Consider the following 19703-nt stretch of genomic DNA (forward strand, 5'->3'; position numbering starts at 1 on the left):
CTTTCGCATCTATATTCTTACAGCGCATATATTTTACCAAAGTATACTACCTGATCAGTATATACAAGTAGACTTTGGTTCGTGAAACGCAATTTTCGAACTAGCTTATATTTACTAAAATACTGTTATTAAATCAGTTTAAGGAAATAAACTGACTTATTACACGAATTGTAAAACATGTTTCGCGAATTGTAAATCTACTATTTGGTTTTGATTATTAAATGTATTTTTATTACTGCTAACAGCAACGATGCACTTTAGATAACTGCTTTAAAACTTATTAAAAGAATAATTATGCCCAAATGCAGAAAATATCAACAATAATGCACTAGTGGACTATATAATAAAAACTAAAAGTCGAACGAAACTGTTAAAAGAATTAAAGAATAGAATCCTGAAAAATTAAACCTAATAAAATCAAGTTATGATCATATTTGGAACAATAGCAAAGATCTTAAATTCAAAAGAAATGCTGTCTTACGACTGTGAGAACTGCAATAGCAAAGGGACTGTTACTTTTTTATTTTTAGCCCGCTATTTTCATATTTTTTGGATTCCAATTTTTCCAACTTCAAAAAAAGGAATTAGCCAATGCAGTCATTGCAAACAAGTTCTATATGCAAATGAAATGAGTCCAAAAATGAAGCAAGACTATTTCATGGCATCTGCCAAAGCAAAAAGACCGATTACACATTATTTTGGATTATTTTTTATAGGATTGTTATGCTGCATGATCATCTTTATTGTTTATCAAAATTCGGTTAATGAAACTGAATATTTAGCAAATCCAAAAGTTGATGATCTCTACAAAATAGAAAAAAATGATACCTATACGCTGTATAAGGTTTATGAAGTAAAAGGCGATACTTTGATTTTTAAAACACATAGTATGTCAACGAAAAAGTATTCTGGACTTTCCGACTTGCTAAAAAAATATAAAAATGATTATGCAGACGCAACAATAAAATTTACTAAAGATCAAATAAAGTCAATGCAACATGATACAAACAGTGAATTTGGTAAGATTTATAGTATCAAGAGGGATTAAATAACGGCTAAATAAAATTATCGTTTACTCACGATCGATCTCTAAGCATAACAAAATGAAGCAATGACAGAATTTTAACGATTTCCAAAGTATAAATGAAAAATCTCACAACTCTTTTAGTTTTAATGATTCCTATTTGTCTTTATTCACAAGAAAAAGTAATACTATCTCACACCATTAAGATGTACAATGAAATTGAGATAAGTTTAGAACTTGAAAATAAGCCCAACGACAGATTTCACCTGATTAAAATAGATACGCTTACTGCGACCTATAATAAGGGACAAATATTGCACAATAATATATTTGAAAATTCTTTCAGACGAGCTAATGTTGTAGCAAGGTACGAACTTGAGGAAAATAAAAAATATCATAAAATTGATATTAAAGGCACGATTATATACTTCAAACCATCAGAAAATAAAAAATCGTATTTCAATTTGGGTAAACTGAAAGGTTTAGAAAAAAACATCAATTTAATAGATAAAAGTGTAGTAAAAGCAAATCCAACTGTTTATTTTTCAATTGTAGATTCTGCCAACATACAAAAAACATTTCCAAATTTTAGATATAAAACCAATAATGGGGAGGATTATAAAAGCATTGATTTCAAGTCTTATGACTTAATGTATGCATATCGATCTACTAAAAATCAAGATTTAATAATAGCTGTTAATGAAGACTTAGACCACGGTTACAATAACCTCACTTTGACAGATAAGCGGACAAATATGAAATATAAGCTGATTAAATTGAAAAAAGATATGGCAGCAACCGAAAAAGACGAAATTAAAATTGAACTGATGATCGAAAATGAAAATTCGATTGAGCGGATACCATTTGATTTCAAAAATGCGGATTTGAAATAGAAAACCAATCAGCCGGTTTTAAATAGCTAGAAGTGCCAGGTATGAGCTATACCTCTACTTTCTTTAACCTGAGGTCTCAAGCAACTATCTTATATGTATTCATCATGACCTATGTAAGGTATTGGAAAGCATGATGATGTTCGATTTCCCCAATCATCCTCTATACCCTTTGAATCAAAAACTTCTGCACTGAATTTTTTTATAAGAATTCTTATTCCGAATGGAATCGTGCACAAGATGTCTTTTTAATTAAGACTGTAAATTAACCTTCAAATAATATATTAAAAACTAGGGACTATCGAAATCATTAGTTAACTTTAATTGTAATAACAGTTTAAATCACTGCATATTATCACAATGTACTTTATTTATAATAATATCATCACGTTATGAATTATAAAAATATTTTATTAGAATTAGGTGCCGAAGGCGAAAATCTGCTAGGCTTTAATACACCAAAAATTTTGAAGGAACAACTTCACCTTCCCTCCCAAAAATTTATCGATGAGATTTTCCTGCAAAGCAACCGCAATCCCCAGGTACTTAGAAATCTTGCGGCACTCTATAAACATGGACATCTGGCTAATACCGGATATTTATCAATATTGCCAATTGATCAAGGGATAGAACATACTGCTGGTGCTTCTTTTTCTCCGAACCCTTTGTATTTTGATCCAGAAAATATCATCAAGCTTGCTATCGAAGGAGGTTGTAATGCTGTTGCAACAACTTTTGGGAATCTTGCTATAATGGCTCGAAGATATGCACATAAAATTCCATTCATCGTTAAAATAAATCATAATGAATTGCTTACTTATCCTACAAAGTATGATCAAATTATGTTTGGGAGTATAAAAGATGCTTGGAACTTAGGGGCAACTGCAATAGGTGCTACGATTTACTTTGGTTCAGAAAATTCAAACAGGCAAATTGTTGAAGTTGCCGAAGCCTTTGAAAGAGCTCATGAGTTAGGAATGCCCTGCATTTTATGGTGCTATACCCGTAATAATAGTTTTACTAAGGATAATGTTAATTATGAAGTTGCGGCAGATATTACAGGTCAAGCCAATCATTTAGGTGTAACCATACAGGCCGACATCATTAAGCAAAAACTTCCGGAAAATAATGGCGGATTCACGACCATTAATTTTGCAAAAAGCAATCCTAAAATGTACACGGATTTATCATCCATGCATCCTATTGACCTTTGCCGTTATCAAGTAGCAAATTGCTACATGGGCAGAATTGGTCTTATTAATTCAGGAGGTGAATCGAAAGGTGAACGCGATCTTCCTGAAGCTATTAGAACAGCGATTATAAACAAACGAGCCGGAGGCACAGGGCTAATATTGGGTAGAAAAGCTTTTCAACGTCCGCTCAAAGATGGCATCGAAATTCTTAGAGCGATACAAGATATTTACCTGGATGAAACCATTTCAATCGCATAATATATATCAGATAGGAAACAATGCTGTAAAGTATCATAACAGCATTGTTTCCTATTTGATATATCTTCCTACAATTATTCCAAGCTTAATAAGCAAGCGTAAAACGTTGTTTGATATGTGCAGGTCGTTCCAGCTCATCGAGCAAAGCTACTGCGAAATCGGCTGTAGAAATCTTACTTTCTCCTTTATCATTAAATAAAACTTGATCTTTCCCTAAGCGAAACACACCTGTACGCACGCCGGGCTCTATCACCATGGCTGGGCTTAAGACAGACCAATCCAGGTCGGTCACCTGTTTTATAACATCAAATGCGTCACGTGTGGCAGTAGCACCGTCCTTCCATTCAGCGGGAAATTCTGGAGTATCTAACAATTGTACTCCGGGTTTTACTTCTAGGCTTCCGGCACCGCTAACAGCTAATAATCGCGTAATACCTGCTTTTTTCGTAGCATTAATAATAGATGTGATGGCCTTTACATAGCTCGATGAATCATTTGCGCTGTAAGCACTGATAACAGCTTCGTTTCCTTTCAAAAGGCTGATCAACTCCTCTTCTTTTATAACATCTCCTTTTTTGACGTTAAGACGTGGGTTGGAAACCGTTACTTTTTCTGGATTTCGGACAATAGCGGTTATGTCATGACCTCTACTCAGCGCTTCATTTAAAATAGCTGATCCGATAAATCCGGATGCTCCGATGATGGCAACTTTCATAATGATATTTTTTTGTCGTGAATAAGTAATACAGCTCGACCTTACTGTTTGTTTTAATTGTTTAAAAATACCATAGTTGGTAATGAAGGACGGATCTGCTTAATTTGTACGGAATAAAAATTATAGCAACAACCTTTTTCACCGCAAACTATTAGATGCTGGATAAATATGGAAATTGGTAAATCGCTTCACACATTATTTCTATGATAACATTTACAACTCATTTAAATTTTAAATAGGTTGTAAATGTTGCTAAAAATTTAATATATATTTATGTAACTAAAATTTACACATGCTAGAAAATTTCGAATTTTATCTTTTTTTGGTGCTGCTTATCACCATGCTGATCATGTTGGCGAAAAAGATTCAGGTCGCGTATCCTGTTTTGCTTGTATTAGCTGGTCTTTCCATAAGTTTTATTCCGGGAGTACCCACAATAAAAATAGAACCAGAGTTAATATTTATCATTTTTTTACCACCGTTGCTGTATGAAGCCGCTTGGTCAACCTCATGGAAAGAGCTATGGCGATGGCGCAGAATTATTTTCAGTTTCGCTTTCGTAGTCGTTTTTTTTACGGCATTATCGGTAGCCGTCTTCGCTAATTATTTCATCCCCGGATTTTCTTTAGCTTTAGGTTTTTTATTGGGCGGAATCGTTTCGCCGCCAGATGCAGTAAGTGCTGGAGCAATTTTAAAATTTGTAAAGGTGCCTAAAAGATTGGCGTCAATCCTCGAAGGCGAAAGTTTGCTGAATGATGCTTCTTCTTTAATCATTTTCAGGTTTGCGATGATTGCTGCGGCAACTGGGCAATTTGTATGGTACGAAGCGGCGGGAAGTTTTGTATGGATGTGCATTGGTGGCGTAGGCATCGGGCTTGTACTTGCATACATCTTTCTGAAAATGCACAAAATACTTCCGACAGATTCTAATACTGATATTTTGCTCACTTTTATCGCCCCTTTCTCGATGTATTTGGCGGCGGAGGAACTGCATGCGTCGGGAGTTTTGGCGGTGGTAAGTGGCGGATTATTTCTGTCTTATCGTAGTCATGATTTCTTGAGCAGTGCATCGAGAATACGTACTGTAACAGTTTGGGAAAGTTTTTGCTTTTTGTTAAATGGAATTGTTTTCATGCTCATTGGTTTAGATTTACCTGAAATTGTTTCTGGTTTGGGAGATACTGATATTTATACAGCAATCGGTTATGGAATAGCTGTTACTGTAGTGCTGGTTCTTGTTAGAATTTTCTCCGGTTATGCGGCGGTGATAACGACTTTAATTATGAGAAATTACATTACCGTTGCTGATGCCAAATCTCCTGGCTGGAAAACTCCTTTAATCATTGGCTGGACCGGAATGAGAGGTGTTGTTTCTTTGGCCGCGGCACTTTCAATTCCCCTGACTTTAGCGGACGGAACTCCTTTCCCTCAAAGAAATCTCATACTTTTCATCACATTTGTCGTCATTCTTTTAACATTACTTGTTCAGGGACTTACGCTTCCTTTCTTATTAAGGAAATTCCCTCAAATAGACCAAGATTTTACTCGAAGTGAAAAGGAAATCGATTATGAAATTCAGAACAACCTCGCTCAAGTGGCAGTGGATAAAATTCGTAAAGATTATGCTCACAAAATAGACAGTTTTCCAACATTGAAAGATCAATTGCAAAAATATGAAAATCAATTGAGCAGTTCTGAAATCATCATTAATTTTGCTGAATATCGAAGTATTTATATTGACATAATAGAAACGCAAAGAACATGGCTTATCAATAAAAACCGCGAGGAGCTTCTGTTAGATGAAGAAATTATCAGAAAACATCTGCGATTGCTCGATCTTCAAGAAGAAAGATTGAATATGAAAAGTTAGTTATTTGACCATAAATCCAGTGTCGAAACAACATGATTAATCATAACGTTTTTGATTCATAAGCTTAGCATGTGTTATCTTGCATATGCTAAGATTAGGAATCGTATTATAAATAAGTTTTAATATTGAAAAGTGTTATTTTATAAAATCTCCTTTTGTTTCAAATAGTCTCCCCTCCTGATCTTCTACGATGAAGATAACATCATATTTCCCATTTTTAAAGTCTTTTAGGTCCAGATGCTCATGAAAGGTATATTGTAGAGCTCCGATCATCGCGTCTGTATTATAAGTATAGGTTTTGGAAGCTGAACCCCATTTAAGCTGAACCTTTACGCTTTTAATCTTTTTGGAGGCAGTAATTTCTGATTCCAGATGCAGATTATCTTTCTTCGCATTAAGACCTACATCAATTTTCGAGGCAAATGGCATCGAACTATCTACTTTTAGATTGATCTCAGTTTCCTCCTCTGCAATTTCTCCTACTTCCGAAACTGCTTTGATACATAATTTATAAATTCCGACTGCTAAATACACTGGAATAGGTATAACCCCGCTTAAATGATATTGATTATGTTGTTTGACATCGGTAGTATAATCCTTCACATAGGACCAATCTGTCTTTTTTATTGGTTCAAATGTCACTTTCAGCAATTTAATTCCTTCAGGAAAGTAAATATTTGTTTTAAACTGGAGATCTTGGCCTATAAACGCATTAACCTCATTACCTGTTTTCCCGACTTTAATCGTACTTATGCCAGTTTGACAATTATTGCATCCAGTTAAAAAAATGAGGATCATCAAGAGAATCGATAATTTGTAATTCATTGTATTCATTCTTTAGCTTTTTTTAATGTTCGTGATGTGATTCGTGATTATGGTGATCATGTTCAGAATGGCTATGATCATGACCGCCAATGATTAAACTGCTCAGTGATAATACTATTCCCAATAATACTGCAATCATCTTCTTTTTATTGAAAACATGGTGGTCTGCAGATCCGGACTCAAAAAGGATTGTAGTGGAAACATGAAGGAATATACCGATCACTACAGCCATAATTTTATCAAAATATTGTGCAAGATCACCCACAGCATGCTGACTGATAAACTGACTGGTCACAAAACCTGCTGGCGTCATTATAGCAAATACGAAAATAGCAATCATTAATGTTCGTTTTGAAACTTGAGAGGCCAGAAGTAAAGATCCCAATGCAAATGCTGCTGGAATATGATGGATCGCGATACCAAAAACAAGATGTTGACGCTGTGCACTAACCAAAGGCATACCTTCTAAAAAAGCATGGACACATAAACTCAACATAATAGCTAGTGGAAAAGAATTGATATTTTCCTTCTTCATATGTATATGTCCATGCTCCACTCCTTGGGAGAAATGTTCTAGCAAAAGCTGGAACAGGAACCCGCCAAGTATATACAGTCCAATGGTATCCATATGCTCCGACGCATCTGCATACACGTGCGGAATAAGATGAAGTATCGTCAGTCCAAAAAGATAGGCACCGCTGAACGAAAGAATCAATTTTAAAAATGTTGAACGATCCCGTTTGACTGATAAAACGGAAATTCCACTTATAAATGGAGATAAAAAAAGTATAGAGACAATAAGTATAGCATTCATTTATTATAATAATTAAAAATGTCAATTGGATTATCAATGCTCAAATATAGATAAGATAATTCATAAAAGCAATTTAGTTGCATTTGATGAATTTAGGTTTATATTTGTTAAGTATTTAATAATAGCACTTCGAATTAATATAGCAACAGTATAAATCATGATGAATTCATTATCACAAACAGAAACAATCTCCAATACAGAGGATATCGGAGATCAACATGCCATGACTTCAATTGAAACGCCTTTACGACCGGATGCATTTCTCAGAACTGATGAAGAGAAAATGAATCGCATTTCCGAACTTTTTCAACAAATATTATGGGAACTTGGGTTAGATCTACATGATGATAGTTTAAGTGGCACGCCCTACCGGTTTGCCAAAATGTACATAAAGGAATTGTTCTATGGTCTCAATCCTTTAAATAAACCAAAGCTTTCTACATTCGTCAATAAATATGATTATAATAAAATACTGATTGAAAAGAATATCCGTGTAAATTCAACCTGTGAACACCATTTTCTACCCATTGTAGGACTTGCACACATCGGTTACCTTGCAAAGAATAAGGTAATTGGTCTCTCTAAAATTAATCGTGTGGTCGATTATTATGCACACAGACCTCAGGTGCAGGAAAGATTAACCTTACAGATATATAATGAATTGAAATCAGCTCTACAGACCGATGATATCATTGTGGTGATTCATGCCGAGCATCTTTGTGTATCTGCTCGCGGTATTAAGGACAGTACAAGTAGTACAACTTCCATTGAATATGGTGGCATTTTTTCCTCAGAGACAAAGCGGAATGAGTTTTTAAACTTATTAAAATAGATCATACCTCTACTATGTATAAATACGAAATAGCTAAATAGTTACTCCTACTGACCGCTAAAAAATAATGGTTTACCGATTTTCTTCCTTCACCTACCTATTTCCACTAAGCTTTGAAACGCAATAGCACTACTTTTGAATCATAAACAAATACATAAACAGATTTATCATGAAAACTAAAACAATCTTCGACATCAATAGCAAAACAATCACAAATGGTTTTCAAAAAGCATTTGATTCGCTAAAAAATTCTAAATTAAAAGTTTCTTCTAGTACTGGAAAAGTGTACTTGAGCATTTCATTGCTCTTTGCAATAATTATCGGAATTATATTTCCGGTTGCACTTATCGTACTATTAGCATTTACGATATTTTCGAAACTTACAATTTCGATTGAACAAGAGGTTAAAGAAGCAATGGATAATAATAAAATCATTGAATTGAAATAATTTATAGGCTATCAGTTATGCTTGACTGCCTATAGTTTGCACACGATATCAGAAGCATATTTAATGCTACCTGTTGATTCAAAAAAAGGATAATGAAATATGCTTTTAAAGCTAAAAAGCCATGTAATATACATGGCTTTTTTAGCTTCATACTTAGTATGTCACTTATCCATTTATTTTCGAATAAATGACAGTATCCAAAAATTGTCCATTGTAGAACTCATTTTCCTTAAAATATCCTTCTTTAATAAAATTACATTTCTCTAATACTTTGGCAGAGGCTACATTTTCGGGATCAATTACTGCTTCAATTGAATGTAGTTTCATTTCGATAAAACCATAGTTAACTATTGTAGTAATTGCCTCAGTAACGTAACCATGCCCTTGAAATTCTGGAAGTAACATATAACCAATTTCTGCACGGTAATGTTCGGGTTTAATATAATAAAAACCTATTGTACCGATCATTTTAGGATTATCTTTTAAAGTAATAACCCAATTGATCATTTCATTACTGCTGATTTTTTCGTCTGTTAATTTTACAAATTCCGACATTTCATCAAGAGTTGTAGCTAGAGGTCGAGGAATGTATTTCATTATTTCTGTGTCAGATCGCAGCGCAAATAGCTCATTAATATCGCTTAAATCAGCTCGTCTGAGTTTCAATCTTTCTGTTTCCAATTCTGGAAACGTGGAGAAATCTATATTTAACATATTTAGTTTTATATTTCCGTAAAATTATAAATATTTTTCATGCACAGCCATATGGTGAACAAAAATCATCGTAAATGTGCAATAGGAAATAAGATTCAATAATGCTAATTTTGAAAGTATCCAAAAATTGATCATAAAGAGCGCTTTACTGTTTTATGCTTGTATCTAGATTCTAAAGTTGCTCTAAAACCCATCATCAAAAAGGCTAGAATTCCAAAAACAAGTCCTATCCACGGATTGTAGATCACTCCTTTTGTCACGATGATCCAACCGCCAACTGTGGTACCTAATGTCACTCCTAAGTTGCCAAATGATGTTGCCAAACTGTTTGCAAATTCTAAACTATCTGGTACTGATGAAATCATATAAGTGGAAGCATTGAGAAAACTTGGTGCATACAGAAATCCCCAAATACCGATGACAATGCTATTTCCAATCAGATTATCTCCCGAAAAATATAATAAAATCGGAATCAAAATAGTCCCTGAAAGAAAAAAAGCAACGGTTTTTGTAATATCTTTATTAAGCATTTTGCCAGCAATCCAATTGGCAAAAACACCAACAAAACCAAACAGAAATAGCATATAACTAATCATAGCACTATCCATATCCTTTGCTTTGCCTAAATATTCTGCAAAATAACTGTAAGTAGAAAACCAAGCAGTAATCATAAAAAAGTTCATTGCCGTACTGATGATGAAGGTTGGCCGGGTCAATATTTTCAATTGGCTTGCATAAGATTTATTTTCTTTTTGAGGCATCGATGGTAGAACCAAGTAGATCCCTATTAAGGCTATAATACTTACAATTGCCTGTACGACAAATGAGTATTCCCAAGAATATAGACTTGCCAACCAGGTCGCAAATGGAACTGTTGTAACCATCGCAATAGCTACTCCACTAAATACAATACTCATTAATTCATTTTCATGTTTTTTATCAGCTGTGGAGACCGCAACCGCCAAAGCTGTTGCAATGTAAACAGGTTGCAGAAATGCTGGTAATATCCGTACTAGCATCAAAAGCCAGAACGGTGGAGCAAATGATGATATAACGCCGGTTATCAAGAAAATAACAATAGCGGTAAGCATTACTTTCTTTCGGTCGAAACGAGAAGCTAATAAAGTCATGAATGGGCCTGTCAACGCTATGACTAATGCAAACGCGCTCAACAAATACCCTGCTTTATCGATGCTAATTTGATAATGGGTAGCAACTTGTGGTAAAATACCAATAATACCAAATTCTGTGGTGATGACGGCCAGAAAACCTAAACAGCCGATGTATGCAAATTTTTTCATTATAAGGAATTTTTAGTTGTAAAACATCCATCAATAGTTTGCATAAAAATTTTAGTGTATTTTTTAATTCGTGAAAGTGGTATTTCTTTTTCGAGAAGATCTTGACGTGCTTTTTCAGGATTTACTCTTTGTGAGATTTCAATATTTTGTAAATAAGCTAGCCGCTGTTTAACTTGTTTGGATAATTGCATATAATCTTAATTTAATTTAGATTGCAAATCTATCCGTTGATAACTACTTTTGCATGGTACACAATCAAATGTATGGTACGAACAAATTTGTAAGTAATGGGGAAAAGAAAGGAAAATTCGACGAATATGCATAACGAAAAATACATTACCCAATGTGATCTAGCGTATGCCATATGTAAGATTGGAGGTCGTTGGAAAATCCTCATTTTAGGAAAACTGGAGCATGGGAAACTAAGATTCAGTGAATTACGAAATCAAATAGGTGGTATAACGGAGCGCATGCTGACACTACATTTGCGTGACCTTGAAAAGGACGGATTGGTAAAGCGCACCGTTTATGCAGAAGTACCACCGAGGGTTGATTATGAACTCACTGCGATTGCCTGCGACCTGATCCCTATATGGAGACAGTTAGAATCTTGGGGTGCAAAGCATAAGAAGCTGGATCTATAAATTAGGACTCCTAAATCTTAATTAGAAAGTGCTTTAAATCTACATATAGAAAACTTAATGATATGAAAAAATACATTTTACTATTAACAATCATATATATTATACTGGGTTGTTCTGCGAGTTCCAATAATCCAGTAAACCTGAAACAGAACCCGGAAATTAATTCAGAAAATATAATAGTAAAAGTACTACAGCATGTAAAGCATTTTCCCAAAGAGCCGAGATATGTCATTTATCATACAAATGGCATGTGCAATTTTGAAATATTCGTCAATGACAGAAAAGTTGTAAAAAGCTTTAACAATGAATCATTTAGTACAGGCAATGAGATCAATCCATATCTTTTAGATGGTACCAATACTTTAAAGGTTGTACTATATCCTCGCGAAGATCAAGGAAAATTTAATGATCAGACCTTGTTTGATCTAAAAGTTGAGTCTTATGAAAATACGGATAGGTTTTCTGTTGAAAAGCAACAGGATAGCTTGTTTGTATACAGCAACCCAAAAAATAAAGATCATCTATTTGAAGGTTCAGGAAAAGAGCGATTTGAAGAAATAATGAACTTTAAACTTGCACAAGTACCTTACAGGATAAACGGTTGGAAAGATAGTCAGGACTTACGAGATTTTGACAAAAAAATACTGGAGGCTAAAGTTCTTGAGGCCTATAAAATGATTCAATCTGCTTTTAAGGCTAAAGATTTGGATAAAATCGCACGATTTTCTTACAATAAAATAAAGGACCAGGCTATTTCACAGTATTTTGATCAAGACGAAGTACAGGACGCCTTGGAAAAATTGACTAATATCGTCCATGCTGAAAATCTTACATTCATACCAATTGATCATTATGAATTGGTTTTCTATGGAGATGGTAAATTGATCGGACTAAAAAGTACTAAGAGAGAAAAGGGTTATCGAGAAGCATCTGCATTAATGTATACATCTAATAAGAATGAAAATCTAATAGAATCTGAATTAGATTACTTGTTGCATATTCCAAAAGGAAAAACCGCATTTGAGATTTATTAGCATTGATATATGTTGCGCTAGCAAAGGATCATAAGCATTCAATAACCTTAAAAAATCAATGTGGTTGAGAGCTGAACTTTATTTGATGAAAGTAATAGTCTAAAATTGCCAACATCAGGAAATACATTCCTCCGTAAGCATAAAGATAATTGGTCGAATCCATATTAAAAAAGAAGGATACAAAAAAGAGCAAGCAAAAGCTGATCACCATCAGAACAATGCTTTTCTGCAATAAAACTTTGATAGATTGGCCAAATAAGTACTTGACTTTAATGGGCTCTACAAGGGTTGATAAGAACGGTAATGCAAGTTCGTATCCACTTCTATGATGTAGGAACGAAACTGGGAAAATCAAAAAACCAAGTATAACCATCAATAAAATAACTGAAGTAATATGCTGATTTTTAACTATTTTTTTATCAAGAAAAAGACAGATTACGATTCCTAATACTGTGTAAAATAATAAAAATGGTGTCAATAATATTTCTTTCGTTTTAAGTATCGGAAACAGATTCGCGCTGTATAAAATCTGTTTAAAATACAAAGCACTTACTATTAAATTAATGAAGATAGTAATCCAGATTTTATATGTACTCATTTCTAAATTGATTTTTAATTACCTCAGCTATCATCTCTTTAAATCCTAGATCCTTTTGATGCTATCAAGTCTATCCTATTGATATTGAGAATTTTAAATTTATGTAGTATCTTAGAGTTTGTTCAATTTAGATAATATCTAACATTAATTCCCAAAAAACATTTATTTTTTCTCTTTCAAGGAAGGGTGAAATATTCCAAATTAGATTATGTCCTTTCGTATTAATCGAGAATCTTATGGATAATCGTTAGCTAAATTTACTTTTCAAATAATTTTGATGACAGAAATAATAAAAGCATCCACCTGCGAAGTAACACAGCGTATCTATTGGATCACTGACATTATAATTGGTGTATTGAGGCATGATATATTCAAAAACAATGGAAACGAAAAAAGCTAATACGAGTATCTGATATAATGGATAATAATGGGGTGTGCTGAATAAAGTTAAAAGGAGATTGCCAACGCAAAATGCGATATATGCGATTAATGGAACAAAGACAAAATCTGTCAACCAGTTATTTAAAACCGGGATTGGCTGTCCAGTCTGCCTGCAATATCGAATAAGAATCCACGATAAACCATAAAACAGCAAGAATGGGTCAGATGAGTATTGCTTTAATGTGCAAAAGAAATTGCGATCAAGGTAGCGGCTATTCCACATGTCATCAAGGTTAAAAACATATACCATCCCATAACTTTACTGGCTCTTTTCAAAGTACTATCTGTGGTATTAAAACCAAAAATAGTTTCTCGAATATCTTTAAGATTTCTTATGAACCAGTTCTCTTTTTGCGTTTTCATACACAAAAGTAAAAAATATATTCAAAATTAGAACTTTTGTTCTAATTTTGAATATGAATACAAAAGAACGCATTCTTGAAATTTCATTGCAGGTCTTTAATACCAGAGGTCTTCGTAATACCAGTACCCGCCACATCGCCACAGAAATGGGTATCAGTGCAGGGAATTTACATTATCACTTCAAACATACGGAGGATATCATACAAGCCTTATTTGATCGCCTTATTGAAGAATCAGATGTGCTAATGGCTTCTCTTGAAAACTATGTAGAAGGTGTTGACATGGAATTAGTATTTACTATTTTCAAAGATTTTTATAAGCTCCTCAGCCGTTATCAGTTTATATTCATAAACTTTGTTGAAATCTCCTTATGGATTCCCTCGATCCGCGAATCTTATGCCGCAATAGTGATTAAACGAAAAAAGGAAACCAAACGTTTCTTTAATCTGATGGTTCAAAAGAAAGTGTTAAGAAATGATATCCCTGAAGAAGTGTGGGATTATCTGATCAACAATATTTTTATTGTGGTTGACTTTTGGCCCTCACATAACTTGATTAATGAAAAACTTGAAGGTCTCCAGGCATATGAATCCTATGTCAGTTCCATTAAGGCTTTAATGTATCCCTATTTCACACATGCACAGTAACCTATAATAATTCAACTTTAATTGAACCGGCATCACTTAAAAAATATGAACTCAAAAATTACACCTTATTTAGATTCGACAGAAGGAAAAAGTAAACAGGTTGAACACATGTTTGATACCATCTCCGAAAAGTATGATCTCCTAAACAATATTATCACCTTTAGGATGGATAAAAGTTGGCGACGTAAAGTTTTAAAAATAGTTTCAGAATGTCATCCCCATCACATACTTGACGTCGCAACCGGGACTGGCGATATGGCAATTCTTTTAGGAAAGACGCAAGCTGAAAATATAATCGGCGTTGATATCTCAAAAGGAATGCTTAAGATCGCAAATGAAAAAATTAGTGCTAATAAATTAGACGGACGCATTCACACTGAAGTACAGCATGCTGAATCTTTATCTTTTGCTGATTGTTCTTTTGATATAGTCAATATCAGCTACGGTGTAAGGAATTTTGAAAACCTTGAAAAAGGACTTGGAGAAATGTATAGAGTAATGCAGTCTGACGGAACGATTGTTATTTTAGAAACTTCGGTTCCCTCAAATAAATTAATAAAATTTGGATATCTCCTGTATACGGAACACCTCATGCCAAGGATAGCCCGAATCTTTTCCAAAGATAAAAATGCATATGCTTACCTATCCAAATCGGCTATAAACTTCCCTTCTGGAAATAAATTCTTGAAGATACTGGAAGAATCCGGCTTTATTAAAGTAAAAGCCTATCCACAACTTTTTGGTGCTGCCACCATTTATGTTGGTAAAAAGCAATAATAAAAAGCTACCTTCCTGCTGAAATGTGAAGATCAGCAGCACAATTCAACAGGAAGCCCATTTATGGGATTATATTTCACAGTTGGAACAAAAACTAATATTTCATTTACGTTTGTTGGTGAAAAGTTACGACAAGAGAACAATCTGTACAAATTTCAATATAAAGTGTTCCTTCTGAACCGTTCATGATTTGATCCCAAGAAAGAGCCGCTAGTAATTTCATTTCCTTTTGACAGTCAGGACAATTTTCATATTGCCAATCTTGCACCCATTCTGCGTTCCCTCCTATTATTGATACATCATCATTTCCGCAAGCAAAATATACCGGTTTTTTTGAAATTGATAGCGCCAGTTTGTTTGTTGTCAATTCTTTAAAATCTGCTAAAGACAAATAGTTTTCTTCTGTATACGGTTCTACGATCTCAAAAGTGCTCTCTCCATCAATTTGGTAACGAACTATTGTCTTTTCACACATACTTGCACAATTCGGACATATCGGAATTTTTACAAGCCCTGGTAATCCAAGAAATGATAGCCGTTCGTCGTTTCCATTTAGGGTTAATATATCGACCGTTTGACACTTACAGATCTGACAATTCTCATTTTTTGGCACAGCTACTTTGACTGCATCATCTCCATGTTGTTCATCTTCTAAAAGTGAATAACACGTTTCATAATTAAGTTGAACCTTGTTTCCTGCTTGATCAAAAGTCCATCCGCCCAATGCGGCATAAAATGAAGGATCTACATACAGATTTTTACGCCAAGGCAGTTGATTTTTCTCCAATTCATAGAAAGTCTTTCTTACTTTATCACCACCTACCACGGCAAGACAACTTAATATATGGCCTGCATATGCACAATCAGGAGTACAGATTAATGCAATTAATTGATCTTGGATTTCATCTGATGCATTTCTATATAAGGTTGGCGGATAAAAGATCTTTTTTTCAAATGCTGCGTCAGCAATTTTACTTGTATCAATGTCCTGATAAGCCAGTAATCCAGAGAAATCTTTATAGACTTCTTCTCATTTGTCAATGGTTTCAATTTTTGCAATAATATTTTCAACCATTTCAAAAATCTGGCCTCTGCTCATCGATTCATAATGTTCTCGCAACTTTCTGTTTTTGCAAGAATAGCACAGTCCCTCAAAATATTTTTCTCTGTCACATTCAGGACATGGTATAGCTGCTCTCTGTGTCATCTTTCTCTTTACAAGTGTTTTTAGAAAAGTTATTACTAAATATTGGTGCTCGTTATTTATGTTAGTACATATTGTAAAATCTGATCAATATTATGGTTTGTCAGATTTGAATGTTTTGTGTCTTCTTTTGTATTTCCCATTTCCAAGTGAAACAAGGATAAATATACTTTATTAAATAATTTATACTGTCAATTATCGCAATTAATGTTTAATCCATATCGCCGGTATACAGTATGTTGACTGATATCCATAAAAAATGCCCCAAAAAAGTGTTTAACATTCTTGGAGCAAATCGAAGTACATAGATTCTCAGTTTTTTTTAAGAGGCAATGTTTAGTAATAAGAAAGGAGCCACTTCATGATTAACACTTTTGCCTCTTCTAAATAGTCAAACTTTTCACCAAACATATTATTACCTTTTATTCCCCACGCATGGTTTCCCTGAGGAAATAGGTAAAGGGTTGCTGGAATATTATGCTTTTTCAATGCTTCATAATACAAAATACTATTAAGTGGAGAAACCACCGTATCATCATCACTAACCAAAATTAACGTAGGCGGAGTACCTGCACGAACCTGCTTTTGACAGGAATACTTTCCTATTGTGTCTGGTGATGGCTGTTTACCCAATAAATTTTGATAGGTATCTTCTTGTGTATGTAAACCCATAGAAATAACAGGATAGAATAACATTGAAAAATCAGGACGGGTGCTGATACCTTCCAGTGAGAATAATGTAGATGCTAATGCTGCAAGATGTCCTCCCGCTGAAAAACCAGCTACGCCGATCTTATTTTTATTTATACCTAAATTTTTAAAATTCTTACGTAAATATCGAATTGATTCCTGAAGATCATCCAGCGGAACTTCTTGATGACCATTAGGCATTCTGTATTTCAGAACTGCTGCAGTAATACCCAAGTTCACTAACCAATCTGCAAAATCATAGCCCTGACTGGTGATAGCTAGGCCAGCATAAGCACCTCCGGGACAAATAATCACAGCGACACCTGTATTGTTTGCTTCTTCTGGACTATAGATGGTGAGCTCCGGCTCGGTAATATTGACAATTTCCAAAATCTCTTCTGAATTTACAATCTCCGTATCGAACAACTCGTTATGAGTTGGGGGATTACCACCCCAAAGTTTTATTTTTTTTATCTCTTTCATTGTGCTAATTATTTCTTTAATGCTTCTCTTACTTTTGGAGCTATTTTAGTTCCAAATATTTCTATTGATTTCATCAGGTGTGCATGCGAAGGCGCTCCTACATCCAAGTGTGCTGAAAACCGTGTAATGCCAAATAACTCATGCGCATATATTATTTTATCTACTGTCTCCTGTGCATCGCCAACAAACAATGCACCCTCTCGAGATCTTCCAAAGTCATATTGTTCTCGTTGAAATGGAAACCAACCTCTGGTCCTTCCAATACGGTCCATTTGCGCTCCGTAAAGAGGATAATAATAGGAAGCGATTTCCTTACTATTATCTCCAAATAGCGCATGTGAAAACATTCCCACTTGAAATTGTGCCATATCATGTCCAAATTGCTGATAGGTATTTTTATACAGCTCATAGAGCGATTTGAATCTTAACAAAGGTGTACCGGCAACAATGGCAAATACTAAGGGCAGTCCTAGTCTGCCTGCGCGAATAACAGAATCGGGTGTTCCTCCTGCCGCGACCCATACAGTAAGCTTACTATTGTCCGTCCTAGGCAATACTTGCTGATTTTCTAAAGGAGCACGGAAACGGCCTTTCCAATTAATGGTTTCATTTTTATTGATTTCTAATAACAAATCCAACTTCTCTTCAAACAAAGCACTATAATCTTGTAAGTCATAGCCAAAAAGAGGAAAAGACTCCGTAAAGCTTCCTCTTCCTGCCATTAGTTCTGCTCTGCCGTCAGATAGCAGATCTACCATCGCAAAATTCTGATAGAGCTTCACGGGATCTGATGAACTTAAGACTGTAACCGAACTGGTTAATTTAATGTTTTTTGTTACCACTGCCGCTGCGGCAAGGACAATTTCCGGACTTGGTACTGCATATTCTGGACGATGGTGCTCTCCTATTCCGATAACATCAATTCCCAACTCATCAGCAAGTTTTATCTCTTCTATAAGTTCTTTTAACCGCTGTTTAGCAGATTGCATCTTTCCGGTCACCTGATCAATGTGCAAATCACCAAACATACTAATTCCTAATTCCATATTATTTTTACTATTATTTTAGAACAATCATTCTATTATTGTGCAATAAAAAACTAAAGTTTTAATTTTTATCCATAAGACCGACTTTGTTATTAATGGAACGATCGTTCTATTAATAAACAAAAAAAATCGCTTTCCCCCCTAAAAAAAATATTATCTCAAAATTGCAAGCATATTTTCTGCCATTTGCTCCACCATTTTTTTATCATTATATAAAGATTGCATCTGCCATAAACCTGCAAAATTTCCAACGATAAACTGCGCCAATTGTCTTGCATCTTTACCCGCAGAAATCTCACCAGCTTGCTGCGCTTTTTCAATGAATTCTTGGAAAATGGTTATCAGCGAATTACTTAGCTTTTTTAATAAGACTTTAACCTCTTCATCGTGAGGTGCCATTTCGAAAGAAGACTTGACGATCATGCAAACTTTATCTTCTTCAAAAGATCGTTCTATTGCTTTTTGAACAATGAGCTCAATGCACTTAAGCGCCGAATTTTCTCCAGCCGCAACCTTTTTATATGCACTATACGTTTCCAAAGCATAATTCTGAAGGCTTTCCACAAAGAGCTGATGCTTATCTCCATAGGTCGTATACATACTACCCCTGTTCACCTTCATTTGGCTTACTAAGTCTTGCATTGAAGTGGCATGATACCCCTTTTCCCAAAACAAAGCGCGTGCTTTTTCTAACTTTTCTGTTGGATCAAATTCCTTGTTGCGTGCCATATCGAGCACAAAAATATGTAATTAGAACGATTATTCCAATTAAATTTATTTATTGAAAAATCAATCTAGCAGTAGTTACATTGATTTTGGATTTCTTTTCAAAGGAAACTTAAAGCGAACTAAGTGACAAATGAGTATTCTGACTAGGCCTGGAGAAGTAATT

General features: G+C 34.5%; 21 protein-coding genes. 10 read left to right on the forward strand and 11 right to left on the reverse strand.

Annotated features, from left to right (window positions below; all coding sequences use genetic code 11):
- The first annotated feature begins 424 nt into the window (after positions 1-424).
- From ACFS6I_RS09315 to ACFS6I_RS09325, 3 genes are all read left to right on the forward strand, one after another.
- Positions 425-1048 carry a hypothetical protein gene (locus tag ACFS6I_RS09315; protein ID WP_380919863.1) on the forward strand — a complete coding sequence of 208 codons (624 nt, stop codon included), beginning with the start codon at positions 425-427 and terminating at the stop codon, positions 1046-1048.
- Positions 1049-1143: 95 nt separating this feature from the next.
- Positions 1144-1917, forward strand: coding sequence for a hypothetical protein (locus tag ACFS6I_RS09320; RefSeq protein ID WP_380919865.1), 774 nt, complete (start codon positions 1144-1146; stop codon positions 1915-1917).
- Between the two features lie 389 nt (positions 1918-2306).
- Positions 2307-3365, forward strand: a complete 1059-nt coding sequence (locus ACFS6I_RS09325; protein ID WP_380919867.1) for a class I fructose-bisphosphate aldolase — start codon at positions 2307-2309, stop codon at positions 3363-3365.
- Positions 3366-3450: 85 nt separating this feature from the next.
- Here the strand turns inward: ACFS6I_RS09325 and ACFS6I_RS09330 are convergent, their stop codons facing one another.
- The gene (locus tag ACFS6I_RS09330; RefSeq protein WP_380919869.1) at positions 3451-4080 is read right to left on the reverse strand and encodes an NAD(P)-dependent oxidoreductase; all 630 of its coding nucleotides are present in this window, start codon (positions 4078-4080) and stop codon (positions 3451-3453) included.
- Positions 4081-4372: 292 nt separating this feature from the next.
- On the opposite strand from ACFS6I_RS09330, the gene ACFS6I_RS09335 reads away from it, so the two are divergent.
- Positions 4373-5950 (forward strand): Na+/H+ antiporter, encoded by a 1578-nt coding sequence (locus tag ACFS6I_RS09335; RefSeq protein WP_021188534.1) that lies wholly within the window; start codon positions 4373-4375, stop codon positions 5948-5950.
- A gap of 135 nt (positions 5951-6085) precedes the next feature.
- Here ACFS6I_RS09335 and ACFS6I_RS09340 read toward each other — a convergent pair whose 3' ends face one another.
- Both ACFS6I_RS09340 and ACFS6I_RS09345 read right to left on the reverse strand, forming a co-directional pair.
- Positions 6086-6775 carry a hypothetical protein gene (locus ACFS6I_RS09340; protein WP_380919871.1) on the reverse strand — a complete coding sequence of 230 codons (690 nt, stop codon included), beginning with the start codon at positions 6773-6775 and terminating at the stop codon, positions 6086-6088.
- A 22-nt stretch (positions 6776-6797) separates the two neighbouring features.
- Positions 6798-7589, reverse strand: a complete 792-nt coding sequence (locus ACFS6I_RS09345) for a ZIP family metal transporter (protein ID WP_380919873.1) — start codon at positions 7587-7589, stop codon at positions 6798-6800.
- 157 nt (positions 7590-7746) lie between these two features.
- Between ACFS6I_RS09345 and folE the strand changes: the two genes are divergently transcribed.
- Positions 7747-8421: a GTP cyclohydrolase I FolE gene (folE, locus tag ACFS6I_RS09350; RefSeq protein WP_206368275.1), complete on the forward strand. Its 675-nt coding sequence runs from the start codon at positions 7747-7749 to the stop codon at positions 8419-8421.
- Positions 8422-8590: 169 nt separating this feature from the next.
- Positions 8591-8869, forward strand: coding sequence for a hypothetical protein (locus ACFS6I_RS09355; RefSeq protein WP_380919875.1), 279 nt, complete (start codon positions 8591-8593; stop codon positions 8867-8869).
- 165 nt (positions 8870-9034) lie between these two features.
- Here the strand turns inward: ACFS6I_RS09355 and ACFS6I_RS09360 are convergent, their stop codons facing one another.
- The 3 genes from ACFS6I_RS09360 to ACFS6I_RS09370 all read right to left on the reverse strand — a co-directional run bounded on the left by ACFS6I_RS09360 (position 9035) and on the right by ACFS6I_RS09370 (position 11075).
- The gene (locus ACFS6I_RS09360; protein ID WP_380919877.1) at positions 9035-9583 is read right to left on the reverse strand and encodes a GNAT family N-acetyltransferase; all 549 of its coding nucleotides are present in this window, start codon (positions 9581-9583) and stop codon (positions 9035-9037) included.
- A gap of 131 nt (positions 9584-9714) precedes the next feature.
- Positions 9715-10884, reverse strand: coding sequence for an MFS transporter (locus ACFS6I_RS09365; protein ID WP_380919879.1), 1170 nt, complete (start codon positions 10882-10884; stop codon positions 9715-9717).
- Complete coding sequence (locus ACFS6I_RS09370; protein ID WP_380919881.1) at positions 10884-11075, reverse strand: hypothetical protein; 192 nt, start codon at positions 11073-11075, stop codon at positions 10884-10886. The genes ACFS6I_RS09365 and ACFS6I_RS09370 overlap by 1 nt, the downstream gene beginning before the upstream one ends.
- A 96-nt stretch (positions 11076-11171) precedes the next feature.
- Here ACFS6I_RS09370 and ACFS6I_RS09375 point away from each other — a divergent pair, with 96 nt between their 5' ends.
- Together ACFS6I_RS09375 and ACFS6I_RS09380 are read left to right on the forward strand one after the other, a co-directional pair.
- Positions 11172-11528 carry a winged helix-turn-helix transcriptional regulator gene (locus ACFS6I_RS09375; RefSeq protein WP_380919883.1) on the forward strand — a complete coding sequence of 119 codons (357 nt, stop codon included), beginning with the start codon at positions 11172-11174 and terminating at the stop codon, positions 11526-11528.
- Between the two features lie 62 nt (positions 11529-11590).
- Positions 11591-12562: a hypothetical protein gene (locus ACFS6I_RS09380; RefSeq protein WP_380919885.1), complete on the forward strand. Its 972-nt coding sequence runs from the start codon at positions 11591-11593 to the stop codon at positions 12560-12562.
- 1216 nt (positions 12563-13778) lie between these two features.
- Here ACFS6I_RS09380 and ACFS6I_RS09385 read toward each other — a convergent pair.
- On the reverse strand, positions 13779-13964 hold the full coding sequence (locus tag ACFS6I_RS09385; RefSeq protein ID WP_380919887.1) for a hypothetical protein: 186 nt from the start codon (positions 13962-13964) through the stop codon (positions 13779-13781).
- Between the two features lie 53 nt (positions 13965-14017).
- On the opposite strand from ACFS6I_RS09385, the gene ACFS6I_RS09390 reads away from it, so the two are divergent.
- Positions 14018-14611 carry a TetR/AcrR family transcriptional regulator gene (locus ACFS6I_RS09390; protein WP_380919889.1) on the forward strand — a complete coding sequence of 198 codons (594 nt, stop codon included), beginning with the start codon at positions 14018-14020 and terminating at the stop codon, positions 14609-14611.
- A gap of 45 nt (positions 14612-14656) precedes the next feature.
- Positions 14657-15388: a bifunctional demethylmenaquinone methyltransferase/2-methoxy-6-polyprenyl-1,4-benzoquinol methylase UbiE gene (gene ubiE / locus ACFS6I_RS09395; protein ID WP_380919891.1), complete on the forward strand. Its 732-nt coding sequence runs from the start codon at positions 14657-14659 to the stop codon at positions 15386-15388.
- A gap of 106 nt (positions 15389-15494) precedes the next feature.
- On the opposite strand, the gene ACFS6I_RS09400 is transcribed toward ubiE, so the two are convergent.
- The 4 genes from ACFS6I_RS09400 to ACFS6I_RS09415 all read right to left on the reverse strand — a co-directional run bounded on the left by ACFS6I_RS09400 (position 15495) and on the right by ACFS6I_RS09415 (position 19540).
- Positions 15495-16214 (reverse strand): hypothetical protein, encoded by a 720-nt coding sequence (locus tag ACFS6I_RS09400; RefSeq protein WP_380919893.1) that lies wholly within the window; start codon positions 16212-16214, stop codon positions 15495-15497.
- A gap of 714 nt (positions 16215-16928) precedes the next feature.
- Positions 16929-17765, reverse strand: coding sequence for an alpha/beta hydrolase (locus ACFS6I_RS09405; RefSeq protein WP_380919895.1), 837 nt, complete (start codon positions 17763-17765; stop codon positions 16929-16931).
- An 8-nt stretch (positions 17766-17773) separates the two neighbouring features.
- The gene (locus ACFS6I_RS09410) at positions 17774-18811 is read right to left on the reverse strand and encodes an LLM class flavin-dependent oxidoreductase (RefSeq protein WP_380919897.1); all 1038 of its coding nucleotides are present in this window, start codon (positions 18809-18811) and stop codon (positions 17774-17776) included.
- A 153-nt stretch (positions 18812-18964) separates the two neighbouring features.
- Positions 18965-19540, reverse strand: coding sequence for a TetR/AcrR family transcriptional regulator (locus tag ACFS6I_RS09415; RefSeq protein WP_380919899.1), 576 nt, complete (start codon positions 19538-19540; stop codon positions 18965-18967).
- Between the last annotated feature and the right edge of the window lie 163 nt (positions 19541-19703).

It is taken from the genome of Sphingobacterium anhuiense (assembly GCF_042686355.1).
In the GTDB taxonomy this organism is placed as follows: Bacteria; Bacteroidota; Bacteroidia; order Sphingobacteriales; family Sphingobacteriaceae; genus Sphingobacterium; species Sphingobacterium anhuiense.